Annotated in this window: 17 protein-coding genes; 12 read left to right on the forward strand and 5 right to left on the reverse strand. The window is 61.4% G+C overall.

The window, feature by feature from the left end:
• Positions 1-151: 151 nt before the first annotated feature.
• Positions 152-898 carry an NRDE family protein gene (locus ACM6IQ_RS25485; RefSeq protein ID WP_017341325.1) on the reverse strand — a complete coding sequence of 249 codons (747 nt, stop codon included), beginning with the start codon at positions 896-898 and terminating at the stop codon, positions 152-154.
• A 132-nt stretch (positions 899-1,030) separates the two neighbouring features.
• Here ACM6IQ_RS25485 and ACM6IQ_RS25490 point away from each other — a divergent pair, with 132 nt between their 5' ends.
• The 3 genes from ACM6IQ_RS25490 (at position 1,031) to ACM6IQ_RS25500 (ending at position 3,729) form a co-directional block, all read left to right on the forward strand.
• Positions 1,031-1,813: a sulfite exporter TauE/SafE family protein gene (locus ACM6IQ_RS25490; protein WP_253433382.1), complete on the forward strand. Its 783-nt coding sequence runs from the start codon at positions 1,031-1,033 to the stop codon at positions 1,811-1,813.
• 83 nt (positions 1,814-1,896) lie between these two features.
• Positions 1,897-2,709, forward strand: a complete 813-nt coding sequence (gene lgt, locus ACM6IQ_RS25495; RefSeq protein ID WP_017341323.1) for a prolipoprotein diacylglyceryl transferase — start codon at positions 1,897-1,899, stop codon at positions 2,707-2,709.
• A gap of 48 nt (positions 2,710-2,757) precedes the next feature.
• Entirely contained in the window at positions 2,758-3,729 is a 972-nt protein-coding gene (locus ACM6IQ_RS25500) for a thymidylate synthase (protein WP_414880141.1), read from the forward strand.
• Between the two features lie 69 nt (positions 3,730-3,798).
• Here ACM6IQ_RS25500 and cadR read toward each other — a convergent pair whose 3' ends face one another.
• Complete coding sequence (cadR, locus tag ACM6IQ_RS25505) at positions 3,799-4,248, reverse strand: Cd(II)/Pb(II)-responsive transcriptional regulator (RefSeq protein ID WP_017341321.1); 450 nt, start codon at positions 4,246-4,248, stop codon at positions 3,799-3,801.
• Positions 4,249-4,332: 84 nt separating this feature from the next.
• Here cadR and ACM6IQ_RS25510 point away from each other — a divergent pair, with 84 nt between their 5' ends.
• The 7 genes from ACM6IQ_RS25510 to ACM6IQ_RS25540 all read left to right on the forward strand — a co-directional run bounded on the left by ACM6IQ_RS25510 (position 4,333) and on the right by ACM6IQ_RS25540 (position 13,415).
• The gene (locus ACM6IQ_RS25510; protein WP_017341320.1) at positions 4,333-6,618 is read left to right on the forward strand and encodes a heavy metal translocating P-type ATPase; all 2,286 of its coding nucleotides are present in this window, start codon (positions 4,333-4,335) and stop codon (positions 6,616-6,618) included.
• 16 nt (positions 6,619-6,634) lie between these two features.
• Positions 6,635-7,498, forward strand: coding sequence for a LysR family transcriptional regulator (locus ACM6IQ_RS25515; RefSeq protein WP_414880142.1), 864 nt, complete (start codon positions 6,635-6,637; stop codon positions 7,496-7,498).
• 237 nt (positions 7,499-7,735) lie between these two features.
• Complete coding sequence (locus tag ACM6IQ_RS25520) at positions 7,736-8,812, forward strand: putative 2-aminoethylphosphonate ABC transporter ATP-binding protein (RefSeq protein ID WP_017341318.1); 1,077 nt, start codon at positions 7,736-7,738, stop codon at positions 8,810-8,812.
• A complete protein-coding gene (locus ACM6IQ_RS25525) occupies positions 8,812-10,536 on the forward strand; it encodes a putative 2-aminoethylphosphonate ABC transporter permease subunit (RefSeq protein ID WP_414880143.1) in 1,725 nt (574 codons plus the stop codon). Before ACM6IQ_RS25520 ends, ACM6IQ_RS25525 begins: the two co-directional genes overlap by 1 nt.
• Before the next feature lie 40 nt (positions 10,537-10,576).
• Positions 10,577-11,602 carry a putative 2-aminoethylphosphonate ABC transporter substrate-binding protein gene (locus ACM6IQ_RS25530; protein WP_017341316.1) on the forward strand — a complete coding sequence of 342 codons (1,026 nt, stop codon included), beginning with the start codon at positions 10,577-10,579 and terminating at the stop codon, positions 11,600-11,602.
• 122 nt (positions 11,603-11,724) lie between these two features.
• Positions 11,725-12,858: a TIGR03364 family FAD-dependent oxidoreductase gene (locus ACM6IQ_RS25535; RefSeq protein WP_414880144.1), complete on the forward strand. Its 1,134-nt coding sequence runs from the start codon at positions 11,725-11,727 to the stop codon at positions 12,856-12,858.
• Positions 12,858-13,415: a phosphonate degradation HD-domain oxygenase gene (locus tag ACM6IQ_RS25540; RefSeq protein ID WP_414880145.1), complete on the forward strand. Its 558-nt coding sequence runs from the start codon at positions 12,858-12,860 to the stop codon at positions 13,413-13,415. The genes ACM6IQ_RS25535 and ACM6IQ_RS25540 overlap by 1 nt, the downstream gene beginning before the upstream one ends.
• 67 nt (positions 13,416-13,482) lie before the next feature.
• Here the strand turns inward: ACM6IQ_RS25540 and ACM6IQ_RS25545 are convergent, their stop codons facing one another.
• Both ACM6IQ_RS25545 and ACM6IQ_RS25550 read right to left on the reverse strand, forming a co-directional pair.
• Complete coding sequence (locus ACM6IQ_RS25545) at positions 13,483-14,859, reverse strand: GTPase/DUF3482 domain-containing protein (protein ID WP_414880146.1); 1,377 nt, start codon at positions 14,857-14,859, stop codon at positions 13,483-13,485.
• Positions 14,852-16,222 (reverse strand): DUF2868 domain-containing protein, encoded by a 1,371-nt coding sequence (locus ACM6IQ_RS25550; protein ID WP_414880147.1) that lies wholly within the window; start codon positions 16,220-16,222, stop codon positions 14,852-14,854. The genes ACM6IQ_RS25545 and ACM6IQ_RS25550 overlap by 8 nt, the downstream gene beginning before the upstream one ends.
• An 85-nt stretch (positions 16,223-16,307) precedes the next feature.
• Here ACM6IQ_RS25550 and ACM6IQ_RS25555 point away from each other — a divergent pair, with 85 nt between their 5' ends.
• Positions 16,308-16,820 (forward strand): dihydrofolate reductase, encoded by a 513-nt coding sequence (locus tag ACM6IQ_RS25555; protein WP_017341311.1) that lies wholly within the window; start codon positions 16,308-16,310, stop codon positions 16,818-16,820.
• Between the two features lie 123 nt (positions 16,821-16,943).
• Here the strand turns inward: ACM6IQ_RS25555 and ACM6IQ_RS25560 are convergent, their stop codons facing one another.
• Positions 16,944-18,335 carry an L-cystine transporter gene (locus tag ACM6IQ_RS25560; RefSeq protein ID WP_414880148.1) on the reverse strand — a complete coding sequence of 464 codons (1,392 nt, stop codon included), beginning with the start codon at positions 18,333-18,335 and terminating at the stop codon, positions 16,944-16,946.
• Between the two features lie 240 nt (positions 18,336-18,575).
• Here ACM6IQ_RS25560 and ACM6IQ_RS25565 point away from each other — a divergent pair, with 240 nt between their 5' ends.
• Positions 18,576-19,631, forward strand: a complete 1,056-nt coding sequence (locus tag ACM6IQ_RS25565; RefSeq protein ID WP_017341309.1) for a phosphorylcholine phosphatase — start codon at positions 18,576-18,578, stop codon at positions 19,629-19,631.
• Positions 19,632-19,708 lie beyond the last annotated feature (77 nt).

Consider the following 19,708-nt stretch of genomic DNA (forward strand, 5'->3'; position numbering starts at 1 on the left):
CTGAGGACCCTTGTGGCGAGGGAGCTTGCTCCCCCGCTGGAGTGCGAAGCGCTCCCAATCTGGCCAATGTTTTCTTTCGGAAAACTTCATCTGCCATTTTGCGACTGCTACGCAGTCGAGCGGGAGCAAGCTCCCTCGCCACAATTTATTGTCAAATCCTGACCTCAACTTCCCCCAAATGCCCGCCATACGGCCCGAAACTCCGTTCAACCAGATGCCGCGTCCCGTCGGCATGAACAATCAACGCCGTACTCGCCCGCGTCCCGTAACTCTGGCTGGCAATAAACACACTCGATAACAGCGTCTCGGTCGCCAAACCCACCCCGGTGTCGGGCAGCTCCGCAAACGGCGCCACCTGCGCATCACTCAGCAACGCCAACAACGCCTCAGGCTGCGGATTATCCAGAACCATCTCCAACGCTGCCCGCGCCTTGAGCAACTTCGGCCACGGCGTATCCAGTCCCGCATTCGATAAACCGTAAACGCCCGGCTGCAGCATCACTGCCTCAGTTCCCTGTGCGTTGTAATGCCACAGCTCGTTGGCGTTGCCGATAAGCAGGTTAAATCCGGCATATTCCAGCGAACGTCTGACAACGTCGGCCAAGTAATCATCAATCGGCATTTCGCCATTGAGAAATTGCGCGACGAGCTCACCCCGGGATTTCCGCGCGGGCGGTTGATGAGGGTCGCGGATATTGGTCAGGGCGGCGAAGCGCCCGTTAGCGCCGACACCGAGCCAGGTGCCACCGGCTTCCAGGTCGCGACCGGCGTGGACCTGCGGTGCTTCGGGCCACTGCGCCAGGGGCAGGCTGGGCCGGGCATAGAATTCGTCGCGGTTGGCCGCCACGATCAGCGGCTGGGCATGACCCGGGCGCCAGGCAAAGACAATCAGGCACATAAGGTGGTCCTTGTGTGTTTTTTGCCCACTCTACGCAGTCATGGTGCTGGTATCCATCGCCATCCAGTGGAGCCCAAGGCCATGCATCCGTTACCATGCCGCTCCGGTTTTGGGGTTGGGTGGGGAAACAGCATGGAATTTCTGCTCTATCTGGCGCTCGGCGCCTGTGCCGGAGTGCTCGCCGGGCTGTTTGGCGTGGGCGGTGGGATCATCATCGTTCCGGTGCTGGTGTTCAGTTTCACCCTGCAGGGCTTCGATGCGTCGATCCTGACTCACCTGGCGGTCGGCACCTCCCTGGCGACGATCATTTTCACCTCGGTCAACGCGGTGCGCGAACACCATCGCCGCGGTGCCGTGCGTTGGCCGATCTTTGCCTGGATGACCGTCGGCATTCTGCTGGGTGCCGGTTTCGGAGCGCTGACCGCCGAAGCGATCTCCGGGCCCAACCTGCAGAAAATCATCGGCGTGTTTGCCCTGATCATCGCCGTGCAGCTTATGCTGGACGTCAAACCCAAGGCCAGCCGAACGGTGCCGGGAAAAGTCGGTCTGACCCTGGCCGGCACCGTGATTGGCTGGGCCTCGGCGATTTTCGGGATTGGCGGCGGTTCGCTGACCGTGCCGTTCCTGACCTGGCGCAGTGTGCCGATGCAACAAGCGGTGGCGACGTCATCGGCGTGCGGCCTGCCCATTGCGCTGGCCAGTGCATTAAGTTTCATGATTCTGGGCTGGCACGATCCGTTGCTGCCGGCCCATAGTCTCGGTTTTATTTATTTGCCGGCGCTGCTGGGGATCGCCCTGACCAGCATGGTTTTCGCCCGCCTCGGTGCGCGATTGGCCCACAGGCTGTCGCCGAAGTTGCTGAAAAGACTGTTCGCCGCTTTGCTGTTCTGCGTAGGTTTGAGTTTCCTGATCTGACGCACCGCACAATCCTGGCTTAATCCTGAGGTGGCAGCGTCGCCCGGGAATTTTGAAGGTTTCAACTCTAACGAGGAGTCGCAATGCTGCCTTACCCGCAGATCGACCCGGTGGCCCTGGCCATCGGTCCGCTGAAAATCCACTGGTACGGCCTGATGTACCTGATCGGCATCGGCGGTGCGTGGCTGCTGGCGTCGCGCCGGCTCAACCGTTTCGACCCGACCTGGACCAAGGAGAAACTCTCCGACATGGTCTTCTGGATGTCGATGGGTGTGATCGTCGGCGGTCGCCTGGGCTATGTGCTGTTCTACGATCTGAGTGCTTATCTGGCCAACCCGACGCTGATTTTCGAAGTGTGGAAGGGCGGCATGTCGTTCCACGGCGGTTTCATCGGCGTGATGCTGGCGGCGTTGTGGTTCGGTAAAAAGAACAACAAGTCGTTCTTCCAACTGATGGACTTCGTCGCGCCAATGGTGCCGATCGGTCTGGGCGCCGGGCGTATCGGCAACTTCATCAATGCCGAATTGTGGGGCAAGGCGACCGACGTGCCGTGGGCGATGATCTTCCCGCCGTTCAGCGACCCGGCGCAGTTGCCGCGTCACCCGTCGCAGCTGTATCAGTTCGCGCTGGAAGGCGTGGCGCTGTTCCTGATCCTGTGGCTGTTCTCGCGTAAACCGCGGCCGACCATGGCGGTGTCCGGGATGTTCGCGCTGTTCTATGGCATTTTCCGCTTCATCGTCGAATTCGTCCGCGTGCCGGACGCGCAACTGGGCTATCTGGCCTGGAACTGGCTGACCATGGGCCAGGTGCTCTGCGTGCCGATGATCGTCGGCGGTCTGTTCCTGATCTGGCTGGCGTATCACCGCGCCCCGGCGACTCCAGCGGCAGCCGTATAAATTCGAATACCGGAGCGACGGCTCCGGTTTCAAGGACACAGGTAACTCATGAAGCAATATCTCGAACTGGTCGCCCACGTCATCAAGAACGGCACCAAACAAGCCAACCGCACTGGCGTGAACACCATCAGTTTTCCCGGCGCGATGCTGCGTTATGACCTGCAGGAAGGGTTCCCGGCGATCACCACGCGCAAGATGGCCTTCAAATCGGCCATCGGCGAGATGTGTGGTTTCCTGCGTGGGGTGAACAACGCTGCGGAATTTCGCGCGTTGGGCTGCAAGGTCTGGGACCAGAACGCCAACGAAAACGCGCAGTGGCTGGCCAACCCGTTCCGTCAGGGTGAGGACGACCTCGGCGAGATCTACGGCGTGCAATGGCGCAAATGGCCGGCGTACAAGCAGATCCCGATCAGCAATAAGGCTGCTATCGAGCAGACCCTGAGCCAGGGCTATCGTCAGATCGCCGAAGGTGAAGAAGACGGTCAGGCCTACGTGGTGCTGTACAAGGCGATCGACCAGATCCGTCAGTGCGTCGACACCATCATCAAGGACCCCGGCAGCCGCCGCATCCTGTTCCACGGCTGGAACGTTGCGCAGCTCGATGAAATGGCTCTGCCGCCGTGCCACTTGCTGTACCAGTTCCACCCGAACGTCGAGACCAAAGAGATCTCCCTGACCCTCTACATCCGCTCCAACGACCTGGGCCTGGGCACGCCGTTCAACCTCACCGAAGGTGCCGCGCTGCTGAGCCTGATCGGTCGCCTGACCGGCTACACGCCGCGCTGGTTCACCTATTTCATCGGTGATGCGCACGTCTACGAAAACCATCTGGACATGCTGAACGAACAGCTCAAGCGCGAGCCGTTCCCGATGCCGAAACTGGTGATCAGTGATCGTGTGCCGGAGTTCGCCAAGACGGGTGTTTATCAGCCGGAATGGCTGGAGTTGATCGAGCCGAGTGATTTTTCGCTCGAGGGTTACGAGCATCACGCCCCAATGACCGCGCCGATGGCGGTCTGACAATCTGCACGCCATACCCCTGTGGGAGCTAGCAGGCAGCTAGCTCCCACATTGGGTTTTGGGGTGTGCTTAGTGGCCGTGGCTTCGGCCCACATGCGACTGTTCAACCTCCGTCGCCACCACACCGCCACTCACTTCCAGCCGCTGCAAAATCCCGCACTGATCAATATCCGGCCCTTCGCCACAGCGTTGGCGCAGGTCGAGCAGTTGCGCCTGTAACGCCAGCAGCCCGTCGATCCGTGCTTTGACGTGATGAATATGTTCGTCGATCAGCGCATTCACGCTCTCACATTGATCCTGCGGGCTGTCGCGCAAGGCCAGCAGGCTGCGAATCTCCTCCAGCGTCATGTCGAGGGTGCGGCAGTTGCGGATGAAAGTCAGGCGCTCGGCATGGGCCTGGGTGTAGACGCGGTAGTTGCCGTCACTGCGGGCCGGCTCCGGCAACAGGTTTTCGCGCTCGTAGTAGCGGATGGTTTCCACGGCGCAGTCGGTGAGTTTCGCCAGTTCTCCGATCTTCATGACGGCAATCTCCAAATGGGTGCTTGACCCTATAGTGGCTACAGGGTCTTTACTTGGCAACAGGCACCTTCATGGACGCAACCAATGAGCGATTCCCTTCACACCCACAAACCCGAGGCTGATCACGATCACGATCACGATCACGATCACGATCACAGCCACAAGCTGCAGCCTGTGCAGAAGCATGACCATGGCGGTCACGGGGATTCCTGCTGTTCTTCCAAAGCGGCGGCGCCGTCGCTGATCAAGCTCAGTGAAAACTCAACTGCCAACGCGCGGTTGAGCAGTTTCCGTATCGACGCGATGGACTGTCCGACCGAGCAGACGCTGATCCAGAACAAACTCGGCAAGCTCGCGGGTGTGCAGCAGCTCGAATTCAACCTGATCAACCGCGTGCTGGGCGTGACCCACGACCTGCCGAGCACCGCGCCGATCATCGACGCAATCAAGTCCCTCGGCATGCAGGCCGAGCCGCTGGAGCAGGGCGTCGAAGCGCCAGTTCCAGCGCCCGAGAAAAAGCCGTGGTGGCCATTGGCGTTGTCCGGCGTGACCGCGCTCGCCGCCGAAGTGATTCACTTCACCAGCGCGGCGCCCAATTGGGTCGTGGCGGTTATCGCGTTGATCTCGATCCTCAGCGCCGGTCTCAGCACCTACAAGAAGGGCTGGATCGCGCTGAAAAATCTCAACCTGAACATCAATGCATTGATGAGCATCGCGGTGACCGGCGCGATCCTGATCGGACAGTGGCCGGAAGCGGCGATGGTGATGTTCCTGTTCACCGTGGCCGAGTTGATCGAGGCCAAGTCCCTGGACCGCGCGCGTAACGCCATCAGCGGCTTGATGCAGATGACCCCGGAACAGGCCACGGTGTTGCAGGCCGATGGCAGCTGGATCTTGCAAGACGTGAAATCCATCGAGCCGGGCGCCCGGGTGCGGGTGCGGCCCGGTGAGCGGATTGGTCTGGACGGCGAAGTCATATCGGGCAGTTCGACCATCAATCAGGCGCCGATCACCGGGGAAAGCCTGCCGGTTGAGAAAACCATTGGCGACAAGGTGTTCGCCGGCACTATCAACCAGGCGGGATCTCTGGAGTTTTCCGTAACCGCCGCCGCAAACCATTCGACCCTGGCCCGGATCATCCACGCCGTGGAACAGGCGCAAGGCGCACGAGCACCGACCCAACGCTTCGTTGACCAGTTTTCGAAAATCTACACCCCCGCCGTGTTCATCTTTGCCCTCGCGGTGGCAGTGATTCCGCCGCTGTTCATGGGCGCAGTCTGGTTCGACTGGATCTACCGCGCGCTGGTGTTGCTGGTGGTCGCATGCCCCTGCGCACTGGTGATTTCCACCCCGGTGACCATCGTCAGCGGCCTCGCGGCGGCGGCGCGCAAAGGGATTTTGGTCAAGGGCGGCGTGTACCTGGAGGGTGGCTACAAGCTCGACTATCTGGCGCTGGACAAGACCGGCACGATCACCCACGGCAAGCCGGTTCAGACGGATTACCTGTCGCTTGATCCCACGGCCGATGCCTCGGCGCCGGCAATTGCAGCGGCGTTGGCCGGACGCTCGGACCACCCGGTGTCGTTGGCGATTGCTAACGCCGCAGTGGATAAAACCTCTGCGCCGCTCGTTGTGCATAACTTCGAAGCACTGGGCGGTCGCGGGGTACGCGGTGAGATCGACGGGAAGACTTACCACTTGGGCAACCACCGCCTGGTGGAAGAGCTGAACCTGTGCTCGCCAGAGCTGGAAGAAAAGCTGTTTGCACTGGAGAAACAGGGCAAGTCCGTGGTGCTGTTGCTCGACAACTCCGGTCCGCTGGCGCTGTTCGCCGTGGCCGATACGGTCAAGGAATCCAGCCGCGAGGCGATCCAGCAGCTGCACGATCTGGGCATCAAGACCCTGATGCTCACCGGCGACAACGTCCACACCGCCCAGGCGATTGCCGCGCAAGTCGGCATCGACGAGGCCAGGGGTGATCTGCTGCCGACCGACAAACTGCAAGCCATCGAAGCCCTTTATGCACAGGGTCATAACGTTGGCATGGTCGGCGACGGCATCAATGATGCTCCGGCACTGGCCCGGGCGGAAATCGGTTTTGCGATGGCCGCGGCCGGCACCGATACTGCCATCGAAACCGCCGATGTCGCCCTGATGGACGACGATCTGCGCAAGATTCCCACGTTCATACGTTTGTCGCGGCAGACGTCGAGCATCCTCAAACAGAACATCGCCCTCGCTTTGGTCATCAAGGCTATCTTTCTTGGGGTAACCTTCGCCGGGATCGCCACCATGTGGATGGCGGTGTTCGCCGACATGGGCGTGAGCCTGTTGGTGGTGTTCAACGGTTTGCGTCTGTTGCGCAAATAATCGATGAGGAGCGGGTGTGCTGAGTGCCGAGCTGAAGGCGTTTTACATGGTGGCCCGCCTGGGCAGCATTACCCTGGCGGCGAAAAAGCTCGGCCTGAGCCAGCCCACGGTCACCACGCAGATCCGCAATCTGGAAAGCCAGTACTCGGTCGAGCTGTTTTACCGTGGCGGCCGCCGCCTCAGCGTCAGCGATGAAGGTGCGCGGTTGCTGCCGATGGTCAAGGCGCTGTTGCAGCAGGAAGCCGACATCGAGTTTTTCCTGCGCAACAGCGGCCAGGTCCAGGGCACGTTGCGCATCGCCGCCACCGCTCCGTATTACATTCTCGATCTGGTGAAGACCTTTCGCGAGCGCTTGCCGCAAGTGGAAGTGTCGGTGGAAATCGGCAATTCGCAGCAGGTGCTGGAAGCCTTGGAGGATTACCGGGTCGATGTCGCCGCGTCCTCGCAACTGCTCGATGACGCGCGCCTGATTCGCCGGGTCCTTGGCAGCGATCCGCTGGTGTTGGCGGTGCATCGCCATCACCCGTTGGCGGTGCACGATCATGTGCCGCTCAGCGCGTTGGCCGGGCATACCTTATTGATGCGCGAGCCGGGCTCGACCACCCGGCGTCTGACCGAGGAGTTGCTGGCCACCGCCGGGGTGAGTTTCGGGCCGTTGCTGGAGATTGGTAGCCGTGAATCGATCCGCGAGGCGGTGCTGCGCAACATCGGGATCAGCATCATTGCCCGGCAGGAAGTGCCGCATGATCCGCAATTGCGTGTGCTGACCCTCGAGAACGCGCCGCAGATTCCGGAGTATTTGTACTGCCTCAAGGAGCGAAAGGGTGCGCGTCTGCCGGCAGCATTTCTCGGCCTGGCGCAGGAAATGGCCCCAGCATAAATCCCTGTGGCGAGGGAGCTTGCTCCCGCCGGCTGCGAAGCGGCCTCCTTTCCCCTGAAAAGAAGGGGCCTGCTGCGCAATCCAACGGGAGCAAGCTCCCTCGCCACAGGTTATTCATTGCCTGTGCTATCCAACCCAAATCCCCGAATACCACTATCAGCCGTTTTTGCCTCACTGCCACATGACGGACGCATTGCATCCTTAGGATGGCCTTCATCTGCTTGATGAGGCCTGTCCATGAACCACTCGATCGCAACTGCCTTGACCAATCCCGGCGCCCCGATGAGGGTGCGCGGCGTGCAGAAACGCTTCGGCGCCTTCACCGCGCTGGATAACGTTTCCCTCGACGTGGCGGCCGGTGAACTGGTGTGCCTGCTGGGCCCGTCGGGTTGTGGCAAAACCACGCTGTTGCGTTGCATCGCCGGTCTGGAGAAACAGGACAGCGGCGAGTTGTACCTCGGTGATCGCGACGTTTCCCACCTGGCACCGCAGGCTCGGGACTACGGCATTCTGTTCCAGTCCTACGCGCTGTTCCCCAATCTCACTGTCGAAGCGAACATTGCCTACGGCCTTGCCGGCAGCGGTCGCGATGAAGTGCGCAAGCGCGTCGGTCAGATGCTGGAGCTGGTCGGCCTGATCGGCAGTGAGAAAAAGTACCCCGGCCAATTGTCCGGCGGTCAGCAGCAACGTGTCGCACTGGCCCGCGCCCTGGCGCCGGCGCCGTCGTTGTTGTTGCTGGACGAACCGATGTCGGCCCTCGACGCCCGGGTCCGCGAGCACTTGTGCACCGAACTGCGTCAACTTCAACGCAGCCTCGGCATCACCACCCTGATGGTCACGCACAATCAAGACGAGGCCATGCTGATGGCCGACCGCATCGCGGTGATGAACAACGGCAAGGTTGAGCAGTACGCCACGCCACAGGAAATCTACGATCGTCCGGCCACGCCGTTCGTGGCGGAGTTTGTCGGTCAGGGCAATTGGTTGCCATTCAGCCGCAGCAGCGACAGTCACGCCCAGGTCGGCGGGATGAGCCTGCGCCTGGCAGACGGCAGCGCCAAAACCGCCTCGGGCCGTTTGTTCTGTCGCCCCGAAGCGATCAACGTCAACCCGCTGGTGCATGAGGAAAACCTGTTCCCGGCCAAGGTTCGCGAAATCACCTTCCTCGGCAACCGCTGCCGAATGAGTTTCGAACTCGATCAACTGCCGGGCCACGCCTTGCTCGCGGAACTGGCGCCGGAAGCCATGCCGCGACTCGGCGCCCAGCAGATCATGGTCGCCTTGCCGCCGCGCAGCCTGCAGGTGTTTGCCTGATGAGCGCGAACATCGCGCTGCCGATACCGCACAAGCAGGTTCGGCAGGCCTCTCGCGCCGAGATCGGCGACCGGGTGTTCGTGGTCGGCGGCAAAGTCTTGTTGCTGGTGTTGCTAGGCATCGCCGTGTTGATGCCATTGCTGGCGATCTTCTGGCGTGGCTTCAGTCCGGAGGCCGGGCAGGGCGGTGGTCTGGTGGCTGCGCGTGAACTGGTCACCAGTGCGAATTTCCACTGGTTGCTCGGCAACAGCCTGAAAGTTTCCCTCAGCGTGGCGGCCATTGTCGTACCGCTGGCCTACCTGTTTGCCTACGCCCTGCAACGCACGTTGATACCGGGCAAAGGCCTATGGCGTGGCCTGTCGTTGTTGCCATTGATGGCGCCTTCGATGTTGCCGGGGATTGCGCTGGTTTACCTGTTCGGCAACCAGGGCCTGTTGCGTGGTTTGCTCTCGGACAATATCTACGGCTTCTGGGGCATCGTTCTGGGTGAGGTGATCTACACCTTCCCACACGCCTTGATGATTTTGCTGTCGGCCCTGTCCCTGGCGGATGCGCGTCTCTTCGATGCCGCCTCCAGCATGGGCGCCAGTCCGGCCAAAGCCTTCCGCAGCATCACCTGGCCGGCGACTCGTCAGGCGGTGTTCGCAGCGTTCTGCCTCGTCTTCACCCTGACCATCACCGACTTCGGCGTGCCCGTGGTGGTCGGCGGCGATTATCAGGTGCTGGCACTGGAAGCCTACAAAGCCGTGGTCGGCCAGCAACAGTTCGGTCGCGGTGCATTGATCGGCATGGTCCTGTTGCTGCCGGCGCTGTTCAGCTTCGCGGTCGATGCCTGGTTGCGTCGGCGTCACGGCGACTCCATGAGCGGTCGGGCGCAGGTCTTTCAACCTGCACCATCGAAACTGCGCGACGGCTTCTATCTCGCCATCGTGCTGCTGATCTGCGCGGTATTGCTGCTGGTGTTCGGCATGGCGGTGTTCTCGTCGCTGGTGAAATTCTGGCCGTACAACCTGTCGCTGTCGCTCAACCATTACCAGTTCAACGACACGGCGGGCGGTGGCTGGCTGGCCTACGGCAACAGCGTGAAGATGGCCCTGTGCACGGCGTTGATCGGCAGTGCGTTGATCTTCACCGGCGCGTACCTGATGGAAAAAACCAAAGGCCAGCGCGGACTGAATCTGACATTGCGCATGCTCAGTTTCGTACCGATGGCGGTGCCAGGGCTGGTGCTGGGCCTGGGTTACGTCTTCTTCTTCAACCTCACCGACAACCCGCTGCATGTGCTCTACGGGACCATGACCCTGCTGGTGGTCTGCACCATTGCTCACTATCTGACCACCGCGCAAATGACCGCGACCACCGCGCTGCGCCAGCTCGACGCTGAGTTCGAAGCCGCCGCGCTGTCGCTCAAGGCGCCGCTGTATCGGCATTACTTGCGGGTCACCGTACCGATTTGCCTGCCGGCGCTGCTGGACATCGTGCGCTATCTGTTCGTCTCGGCCATGACCACCGTTTCGGCGGCGATCTTCCTCTACAGCCCCGACACCATTCTTGCGGCGGTGGCGGTGTTGAACATGGATGACGCCGGCAACGTCGGCGGCGCGGCGGCGATGTCGACCCTGATTCTGTTCACCTCGGCGGGCGTGTCCCTGCTGCTGGCCTGGGCCTCGCGCGGTTTGCTGCGCCGTTCCCAGGCGTGGCGCCAGACCGCACCCGGTCACTGATTTCCAATCCCGCAAACCTCAACTCAAACAGGAAAAGATCATGTTCAAGCCTATGGCCCTGGCCGCTGCTGTCCTCACCGCTTTCAGCCTGAACGCCTTCGCGGCGAAAACCGAGTTGACGGTGTACACCGCCCTCGAAGCCGAACAATTGAAGACCTACAAAGAAGCCTTCGAAAAGGCCAACCCGGACGTCGAGATCAAGTGGGTGCGCGATTCAACCGGTATCATCACCGCCAAGCTGCTGGCCGAAAAAGCCCGGCCACAGGCTGACGCCGTCTGGGGTCTTGCCGCATCGAGCCTGGCGATCCTCGATCAGCAAGGCATGCTGCAAAGCTACGCGCCGAAAGACCTGGGCAAGATCGGCGGCAACTACCGCGACGCCGCCAACCCGCCAGCCTGGGTCGGCATGGACGTGTGGGCCGCGACCATTTGCTTCAACACCGTCGAAGCGGAAAAACAGGGTTTGACCAAACCCGTGAGCTGGCAGGACCTGACCAAGCCTGAGTACAAAGGCAAGATCGTCATGCCCAACCCGGCCTCGTCCGGCACCGGTTTCCTCGATGTCAGCGCCTGGCTGCAAACCTTCGGTGAGAAGCAGGGCTGGCAGTACATGGATGACCTGCACCAGAACATCGGCCAGTACGTTCACTCTGGCTCCAAACCTTGCAAACTGGCGGCCGCGGGTGAATTCCCGATTGGTATTTCCTTTGAATACCCGGCTGTTCAGTTGAAGCGCCAGGGCGCGCCGCTGGACATCATCCTGCCGAAAGAAGGCCTGGGCTGGGAAATTGAAGCGACGGCTGTGATCAAGGGCACACCGCATGAAGATGCGGCGAAGAAACTGGCTGACTTCTCGGCCAGTCCGGCGGCGATGGAGCTCTATAAAGAGAACTTCGCGGTGCTTGCGCAGCCGGGGATTGCCAAGCCGCAGACTGAATTGCCGGCGGATTACGAGCAGCGTTTGATCAAGAACGACTTTGCCTGGGCGTCGAAGAATCGCGACGAGATCCTGACCGAGTGGCGCAAGCGCTATGACGGCAAGTCCGAGAAAGTGGCTGCCAAGTAACTGACTCACATCCTGTGGCGAGGGAGCTTGCTCCCGCTGGACTGCGCAGCAGGCCCTTATTTTGGGGCCGCTTCGCGACCAGCGGGAGCAAGCTCCCTCGCCACAAAATCGGGATTATCTTAATGACACACCCCAACGACATGCTGATCGTAGGCGCCGGCATCCTCGGCCTGTCCCACGCCTACGCTGCCGCCAGGCGTGGCCTCAAGGTCACGGTTTTCGAACGCAGTGAAACCCCGCTCGGCGCCTCGGTGCGCAACTTCGGCCAGGCCCTCGTCACCGGCCAACCGCCAGGCCCGATGCTGGAACTGGCCAAGGCCAGCCGCGAGATCTGGGGGCAATGGGCGCCACTGGTCGGCCTGCAGCTCAAGCGCAACGGCTCGTATCTGTTCGCCCGCACCGAGGCGGAGGAACACCTGCTGGAAGCTTTTTGCGCCGGACGAGCCGTGGAACACGGTTACCGCGTCGACCTGCTGCGCGGTGCTGCATTGCGCGATCTGTACGGCGGCCAGTTCAGCCATCATCGCGCCGCGTTGCATGGCATGGACGATCAACAACTGTATTCCCGCGAAGCGATACCGGCATTGATCGATTACCTGCGCCGCGAAATGAACGTCGATTTTCACTTCTCCACCCTCGTGCGCGACATCGAACCGGGCCGCTTGCACAGCACCGCCGGCACCTTCAGCGCCGAGCAGATCATCATCTGCTCCGGCCATGATTATCAGACCTTGCTCGCCGAGCCGATGGCCGCGCTCAACCCGCAAATCTGCCGCCTGCAAATGCTCCGCGCCCGCCCGCAGATCAACCTCAATCTGCAACACGCACTGCTCACCGGTTTGAGTTGCGTGCACTACGGCGCCTTCGCCGATCTGCCGGAAGCGGCGGCGGTGCAGGCGCAGATCCTGCGTGAAGAGCCGCACCTGCACGAAAACGGTATTCACCTGCTGATCAGCCCGACGCCTTACGGCGAACTGATCATCGGCGACTCCCATCACTATGGCCGCGACCCCTCGCCATTCAACGCCGAGCAAGTGGACGACTGGATGATCGAACTGGCCGAGCAGACGTTGCGCTGCAAGGTACAAGTGGTCGAGCGCTGGCAGGGTGTCTATGGTTCACGCGGGCCAGGACCGTTTTCATTCCTGCGGCCGATGCCGGGCGTGAGCGTGGCGCTGATGCACACGGGCGTCGGCATGAGTGTCGGGCCGGCCATGGCAGAACGTAATGTCGCGACTGTATTGGGAGAGCGTTGATGGACCGCACTGAGCAAGTGATCGACGAGGTATTCGCGCTGTACGAGCGTTTTGGCGACAGTGATTACATCGGCGAGCCGGTATCGCAAATCGAGCACATGTCCCAGGCCGCACAACTGGCCATGGCCGAAGGCTTCGATGACGAAGTGGTGCTGGCGGCGTTCTTTCACGACATCGGACACATTTGCTCCGAGAGCGCTGAGAACATGGGTGGTTTCGGCGTGGTCAGCCATGAGCGTCTGGGCGCCGATTACTTGCGTCGCGCAGGCTTCAGCGAACGCATGGCGCGGCTGGTGGAATTCCACGTGCAAGCCAAGCGTTATCTGACACTCAAAGAGCCCGGGTACTACGATCGCTTGAGCGAAGCCAGCCGCCGGACCCTGGAATACCAGGGCGGGGTGATGACCGAGGCGGAGGCTGAAGCGTTCGAGCAGGACCCGTTGTGCGCCGTCAGTTTGCGCATGCGGCAGTGGGATGAGCTGGCCAAGGAGATGTGGGTGCCGGTGATTGATCTTGGCGTTTTGAAGGAAAAGGCCTTGCGCCTGATGGCGGCTTAGGGCTTAGGGCTTAGGGCTTAGGACATAGGCGCCGAGGCGCGATGAGGCCGGCCCAGACACTGTAGTTTTACAGCTGCTGCGCCAACACCTCAACCTGCTCCTGCCGCTCCGCCTGACTCAACTTCGCCTGCGAATTCAGCGACGACCACTGCGGATGCGCCCGAGCCTTGTTCAGGGCTTCGGGCAGTTTGCCTTCGCGCCAACTCTTGTCCTGCGGCGTGGCGACTTGAATGCTGTCCATCGCCGCGTGCCCACGTGCATTCAACGCCTGAAGCAATTGCCGCTGACGCAATGCCAACAACCGCAACACGCTGTCATCGACCGTCAACTCTCGCTGACCCTTGATCTTGCCCAGCAACCGGCTGCCATAACTGCGTGCGGTTTGCAGCGCGCCGCCGGCAATCGCGCCAGCCAGTGCCGCCGCGCCGAGGGTCAAACCGCCGACCAGCAAATCCACCCCGGCCCCGGCCGCCGCCCCCGCCGCGATACCTCCGCCGACCCGCACGCCCAGTTGCTTGAGGGTTTCCGGATTGAACAGATCATCGCCCCAACGACCGTCGAGCAGCGGCAGATCACTGGCCGCCGCGTCCTGAGGGCGGAAGGCGAAGAGCTTGAGCAACGCTTCGACACAGCGCTGTTCCCGTTGCCGAACGGCTTTGCGCAGTTCGCTGATGGCTTGCTGTTCCTGTTCCGCATCGCTGACCACGCTGCGCCGACACGCTGCGCAATCGATCAACAATTCAGCAATCAGCCGCGCCGCGCTTTGTTGGCGGGCCAGGCGCTGGGCTTGCTGATCGGCGATCAGTCGTTCCAGTTGCTCGCGGGAGTTTTCCAGCAGCAGCGCGAGGCTTTCATAGAGCCGACGTTCGCCATCCTCCGGCGGCGCCACGCTGTCGAAACGCACCAGGGCGTGCAAGCCCAGCCGTGCCAGCGCTTCGCGCCAGTCCGGTTCGCGGTGGTTGGCACTGCTGACGAAATTCAACACCGGCAGTAACGGTTTGCCGCAGCTGGCGAGGACTTCCAGTTCGTCGCGGTATTTGGCCAACACCGGTTCGCGGGCGTCGATCACATAGAGGCCGGCGTCGCAGGTGAGCAGTTGCCGCAGCACTTTGGCTTCTTGCTCGAAACGCTGCCGGGCTTCACTTCCTTCAAGAAAGCGCGCCAGCCGCGCCGGGCCGTCGAGGCGTTCACCGGGACGTTCCAGGCGTTCGAGGTAGTCGAGCAGGGCGATGGCGTCTTCCAGTCCCGGCGTGTCGAACAGGTCGAGCAAGGGCTCGCCGTCCACCGACAACCGCGCGCCTTCGACGTGTCGCGTGGTACTCGGGCGATGGGAGACTTCGCCGAAACCGACATCACGGGTCAACGTGCGCAGCAACGAGGTTTTGCCGACGTTGGTGTGGCCGACCACGGCGAGCTTCAACGGCGCTTTCCACGAATTAGTCATGACCGGTCTCCAGCCAGTTCAGCGGCGCGCAGTCGGCGAAGGGCAGATTCAGTTGCTGCAGCGCCACGTGCCAGTCGCCGAGGCGCTCGGCATCCAGCGCTTCGCCGGGCGGCGCTTGCAGCAACCAGACGCGGGTAGCGCTGGCGCTGCGGGCCAGTTCGGCGATCAAGGCGAGGCTGCCGCGATCCGGCGAGCGCCGTGGATCGCAGGCGATGGCCAGGCGGGCCGGAGGAAAACGGCTGAGCTGTTCGAGGAGTTTGTTACGCGATTCACGGCTGTCGAGGATGCCCGCGTCGCTCACGTTTTCAGGCAGTTGTGGCGGCCATGGGCGTTGTTCGTCCAGCTCAATGGCCACCAGCAGTGCGCCATCGCTTTGCAGATCGCTGACAGCGCTTTCCACCCGATGAAGTTGCGCGGGCGCCGCGTCGCTGATGCCCAGGCGTTCGCTGGTGGGCATCAGGCGTTCGCGCAGTTGGGCGTAACCGGGCAGGTTCAGGTCCAGATGCAGGTTTGCGCGGCCGCTTTTCCAGCGCCACAGGCAGAACAACGCCAAGAGCAGGCGCGGCACAATGCCGTAAATCACCAGCACGCCAACCAGCCAGGTGGCCCAGGCCTGGCGGGCGCTTTCGATGTTCAGCGCGGCATCGCCACTGGCGCGGATCATCTCCATCGTTGGCACGTTGAACCCCAGCACGGCGGGCAGTGCACCCAGCATTTGGGTCATGGTCACGAAGGTGTCGGTGCTGAGCAGGGTGGTTTCCCAGACGAAGCCATAACGCCGGGTCGCCATCAGCATCAGCAGAATCACCAGCGCGCTCAGCATCGCCAGTAACCACAAGCCGTTGACCAGCACGCCGAGCGCCCAGCGATTGAGTTTTTGTCGTTGCAGCAGCAACAGCAGCGCGGGCGCCAGTTGCGCGGCTTTGGCGTCGCGGGCGAGTTTTTCGCTGAGCCACAACCACAAGCGTCCCAGCGTTGCGCCGTGTTCGCCGGCAAACACCAGGCCCATGGCCCAGCTCAGCAGCAGAATCAGGTTCAGCCCGAGCAGACTGCCCAAGGCCCAAAACACATTCACCGGTGTCTGACCGTCACCCATCGCGGCAAACGCCAGCCCGGCGCCACTGACCACGGCCAGCACGGCCATGACGATCAATGCCAGTCGTGCGCCTTGCAGCCAATGCCTGAGGGCTTCGGTCAGTCCATCGCGCTCGGCCAGCCACACGGCGCGGCGCGCAATCCTCGTCGGCAGATCGCCGCCGGCAGTGCGGGCCAGTCTGTTGGCTTCCAGGTCATCCAGAGGGCCGGCGTGTTCTTCACGCAGGCGGATGGTTTCTGTCAGCCATAGGTTATTCAGTTCAGTCACGCGGCATCCCGTCGCTCAATCGAGCTGTGAGCATAACCGCTGTGACGCTTATCGGGGTACGGGGGGCTCTGGTATCCTCGCCGGCATGACTAAATCACTCCCCCTCAGCCTGATCGCAGCCCTCGGTGAAAACCGCGTGATCGGCGTCGACAACAGCATGCCCTGGCACCTGCCGGGGGACTTCAAATACTTCAAGGCCACCACCTTGGGCAAGCCGATCATCATGGGGCGCAAGACCTGGGATTCCCTCGGTCGTCCGCTGCCGGGGCGGTTGAACATCGTGGTCAGTCGTCAGGCGGATCTGGTGCTGGAAGGCGCGGAAGTTTATCCGTCGCTGGAAGCTGCGGTGGTTCGCGCTGAAGAGTGGGCGAAGGAGCAGGGCGTCGATGAGTTGATGCTGATTGGCGGCGCGCAGTTGTATGCGCAAGGAATGGCTCAAGCGGATCGGTTGTACCTGACACGCGTGGCATTGAGCCCGGAAGGGGATGCGTGGTTTCCAGAGTTTGATTTGACGCAGTGGAAGTTGGTGTCTAACACCCCGAATCCGGCCGAAGGCGACAAACCGGCGTACAACTTCGAAGTCTGGGAAAAGGCTTAAAAGCATCGCCAGCAGGCTGGCTCCCACAGTGGGTTTGGGGTGAAACACAGATTGTGTGAACACCACAAAATCCCTGTGGGAGCCAGCCTGCTGGCGATGAGGCCAGTTCAGACGCTGAAGAATTTAAGCGTGAGCCAACGCCGAATGCTCATCCGCATCCAGCAGCGCTTTATCTGTCTGCTGCATGATCTGGCTGGTAATCGCCCCGGCCGTGATCGAACCGCTCACGTTCAACGCCGTACGCCCCATATCAATCAGCGGCTCAACCGAAATCAGCAACGCCACCAGTGACACCGGCAAGCCCATCGCCGGCAACACGATCAGCGCCGCGAACGTTGCGCCACCCCCCACCCCGGCCACGCCGGCCGAGCTCAGCGTCACAATCGCCACCAGCGTCGCGATCCACAGCGGGTCCAGCGGGTTGATGCCCACGGTCGGCGCCACCATCACCGCCAACATTGCCGGGTACAGACCGGCGCAGCCATTCTGGCCAATAGTCGCGCCGAACGAAGCGGCGAAACTGGCGATGGACTGCGGAATGCCCAGGCGGCTGGTCTGCGCCTCAATGCTCAACGGAATCGTCGCTGCACTCGAACGGCTGGTGAAGGCAAACGTCAGCACCGGCCAGATCTTGCGGAAGAAGCGCAGCGGGTTGATCCCGGCCGCCGACACCAGCACGCCGTGGACCACAAACATCAGGCCCAGGCCGATGTAGGACACCACCACAAAACTGCCGAGCTTGATGATGTCTTGCAAGTTGGAACCGGCGACCACTTTGGTCATCAGGGCCAATACGCCGTACGGAGTCAGCTTCATCACCAGGCGCACCAGGCGCATCACCCAGGCTTGCAGGGTGTCGATGGCGTTGATCACTTTCTGACCTTTCTCGACATCATCCTTCAGCAATTGCAAAGCGGCGACGCCGAGGAACGCGGCGAAAATCACCACGCTGATGATCGACGTCGGCTTGGCCCGCGCCAGGTCGGCGAACGGGTTTTGCGGGATGAACGACAGCAGCAACTGCGGCACATTCAGGTCGGCAACCTTGCCCGCGTAGTCGCTCTGAATGGTTTGCAGACGGGCCATTTCCTGCGTGCCGGCCACCAGGCCTTCAGCCGTGAGGCCGAACAGGTTGGTCAGGCCGATACCGATCAGCGCCGCGATGGCAGTGGTGAACAGCAGCGTGCCGATGGTCAGGAAGCTGATCTTGCCCAGCGACGAAGCATTGTGCAGGCGTGCCACGGCGCTGAGGATCGAGGCGAACACCAGCGGGATCACGATCATTTGCAGCAACTGCACGTAACCGTTGCCCACCAGATCGAACCAGCCGATCGACGCTTTCAGCACCGGATTGCCGGCACCGTAAATCGTGTGCAGTGCGACACCGAACACAACGCCCAACACCAAAGCGAGCAGGACTTTTTTAGCCAGGCTCCACGTCGTGTGACGGGTTTGCGCGAGACCGAAGAGCAGGGCGAGGAACACCAGCAGGTTGAGAATCAGCGGCAGGTTCATTGGAACTCCCATTAGACATGTGCCAACTGCCTTCCGGGGCAGTTGCGAACCGGCAAGCCTAACAGCTTGATTTACAATGATTTAATACCAAAAAAGTCTGATAGCTGTCGTTTTTGGAATAAGCGGATGTCGCTGTCAGGGATGCAGCTGACGCGAAAGGGACGCGAGCGGTCGCTGACAGACGAGGACTGTCACACGTATTTGTTAGCGTCGATATCTTTGAATCAGGGAGAACTGTCGATGAAGCTCGCGCCGAAATTTCTGCTCGCTGCACTTTGCCTTGGCCTCGCCGGCCAGGCGTTCGCCACGGACTTGAAGCATTGGCCCGCCGATCAGGCGAAGGCGCTGGACGCCATGATCGCGGCCAACGCCAACAAGGGTAACTACGCGGTGTTCGACATGGACAACACCAGTTACCGCTACGACCTCGAAGAGTCGTTGCTGCCGTACATGGAAAACAAGGGCCTGATCACCCGCGAGAAACTCGACCCCTCCCTGAAACTGATGCCGTTCAAGGACACTGCCGACCACAAGGAAAGCCTGTTCAGCTACTACTACCGCCTCTGTGAAGTCGACGACATGGTTTGCTACCCATGGGTCGCCCAGGTGTTCTCCGGTTTCACACTTAAAGAACTCAAAGGCTATGTCGACGAATTGATGGCGTCCGGCAAACCGGTGCCCGCGACTTATTACGAAGGCGACGTGGTCAAGAACCTCGACGTCAACCCGCCGAAAATCTTCACCGGCCAGCAAGAGCTCTACAACAAACTGATGGAGAACGGCATCGAGGTCTACGTGATGACCGCCGCCTCTGAAGAGCTGGTGCGCATGGTCGCTGCCGATCCGAAGTACGGCTACAACGTCAAACCGCAGAATGTGATCGGGGTGAGCCTGCTGCTCAAGGATCAAAAGTCCGGCGAGCTGACCACCGCGCGCAAACAGATCACCGCTGGCAAATATGACGAGAAGGCCAACCTCGGCCTCGAACTGACCCCGTACCTGTGGACTCCAGCGACCTGGATGGCCGGCAAGCACGCGGCGATCCTGACCTACATCGATGAGTGGAAAAAACCGGTACTGGTGGGCGGTGATACCCCAACCAGCGACGGTTACATGCTGTTCCACAGCGTCGACGTGGCCAAGGGCGGCATCCACTTGTGGGTCAACCGCAAGGACAAATACATGACCCAGATTAACGGCATGATGGCCAAAAACGCTGCGGCCCAGGCCAAGGAAGGATTGCCGGTGACGGCGGACAAGAACTGGGTGATCGTGACGCCGGCTGAAATCCAGTAGGACCGAGTCGCTCCAATCGCGGGCAAGCCCGCGATGGCGGTATCACAGTCACTGGTGTGCCTGTTGCCAAACCGGTT

Origin of the sequence: Pseudomonas sp. IT-P100 (assembly GCF_949767185.1) — a bacterium.
GTDB classification, from domain to species: domain Bacteria; phylum Pseudomonadota; class Gammaproteobacteria; order Pseudomonadales; family Pseudomonadaceae; genus Aquipseudomonas; species Aquipseudomonas fluorescens_B.

What these genes read in the sequence shown, in the direction of transcription:
- ACM6IQ_RS25490 (WP_253433382.1), top strand. Translation starts at nt 1,031, where the DNA reads ATGGAATTTCTGCTCTATCTGGCGCTCGGCGCCTGTGCCGGAGTGCTC.
- ACM6IQ_RS25560 (WP_414880148.1), bottom strand. Translation starts at nt 18,335, where the DNA reads ATGAACCTGCCGCTGATTCTCAACCTGCTGGTGTTCCTCGCCCTGCTC.
- ACM6IQ_RS25555 (WP_017341311.1), top strand. Translation starts at nt 16,308, where the DNA reads ATGACTAAATCACTCCCCCTCAGCCTGATCGCAGCCCTCGGTGAAAAC.
- lgt (WP_017341323.1), top strand. Translation starts at nt 1,897, where the DNA reads ATGCTGCCTTACCCGCAGATCGACCCGGTGGCCCTGGCCATCGGTCCG.
- ACM6IQ_RS25485 (WP_017341325.1), bottom strand. Translation starts at nt 898, where the DNA reads ATGTGCCTGATTGTCTTTGCCTGGCGCCCGGGTCATGCCCAGCCGCTG.
- ACM6IQ_RS25535 (WP_414880144.1), top strand. Translation starts at nt 11,725, where the DNA reads ATGACACACCCCAACGACATGCTGATCGTAGGCGCCGGCATCCTCGGC.
- ACM6IQ_RS25540 (WP_414880145.1), top strand. Translation starts at nt 12,858, where the DNA reads ATGGACCGCACTGAGCAAGTGATCGACGAGGTATTCGCGCTGTACGAG.
- ACM6IQ_RS25545 (WP_414880146.1), bottom strand. Translation starts at nt 14,859, where the DNA reads ATGACTAATTCGTGGAAAGCGCCGTTGAAGCTCGCCGTGGTCGGCCAC.
- cadR (WP_017341321.1), bottom strand. Translation starts at nt 4,248, where the DNA reads ATGAAGATCGGAGAACTGGCGAAACTCACCGACTGCGCCGTGGAAACC.
- ACM6IQ_RS25525 (WP_414880143.1), top strand. Translation starts at nt 8,812, where the DNA reads ATGAGCGCGAACATCGCGCTGCCGATACCGCACAAGCAGGTTCGGCAG.
- ACM6IQ_RS25510 (WP_017341320.1), top strand. Translation starts at nt 4,333, where the DNA reads ATGAGCGATTCCCTTCACACCCACAAACCCGAGGCTGATCACGATCAC.
- ACM6IQ_RS25500 (WP_414880141.1), top strand. Translation starts at nt 2,758, where the DNA reads ATGAAGCAATATCTCGAACTGGTCGCCCACGTCATCAAGAACGGCACC.
- ACM6IQ_RS25530 (WP_017341316.1), top strand. Translation starts at nt 10,577, where the DNA reads ATGTTCAAGCCTATGGCCCTGGCCGCTGCTGTCCTCACCGCTTTCAGC.
- ACM6IQ_RS25520 (WP_017341318.1), top strand. Translation starts at nt 7,736, where the DNA reads ATGAACCACTCGATCGCAACTGCCTTGACCAATCCCGGCGCCCCGATG.
- ACM6IQ_RS25565 (WP_017341309.1), top strand. Translation starts at nt 18,576, where the DNA reads ATGAAGCTCGCGCCGAAATTTCTGCTCGCTGCACTTTGCCTTGGCCTC.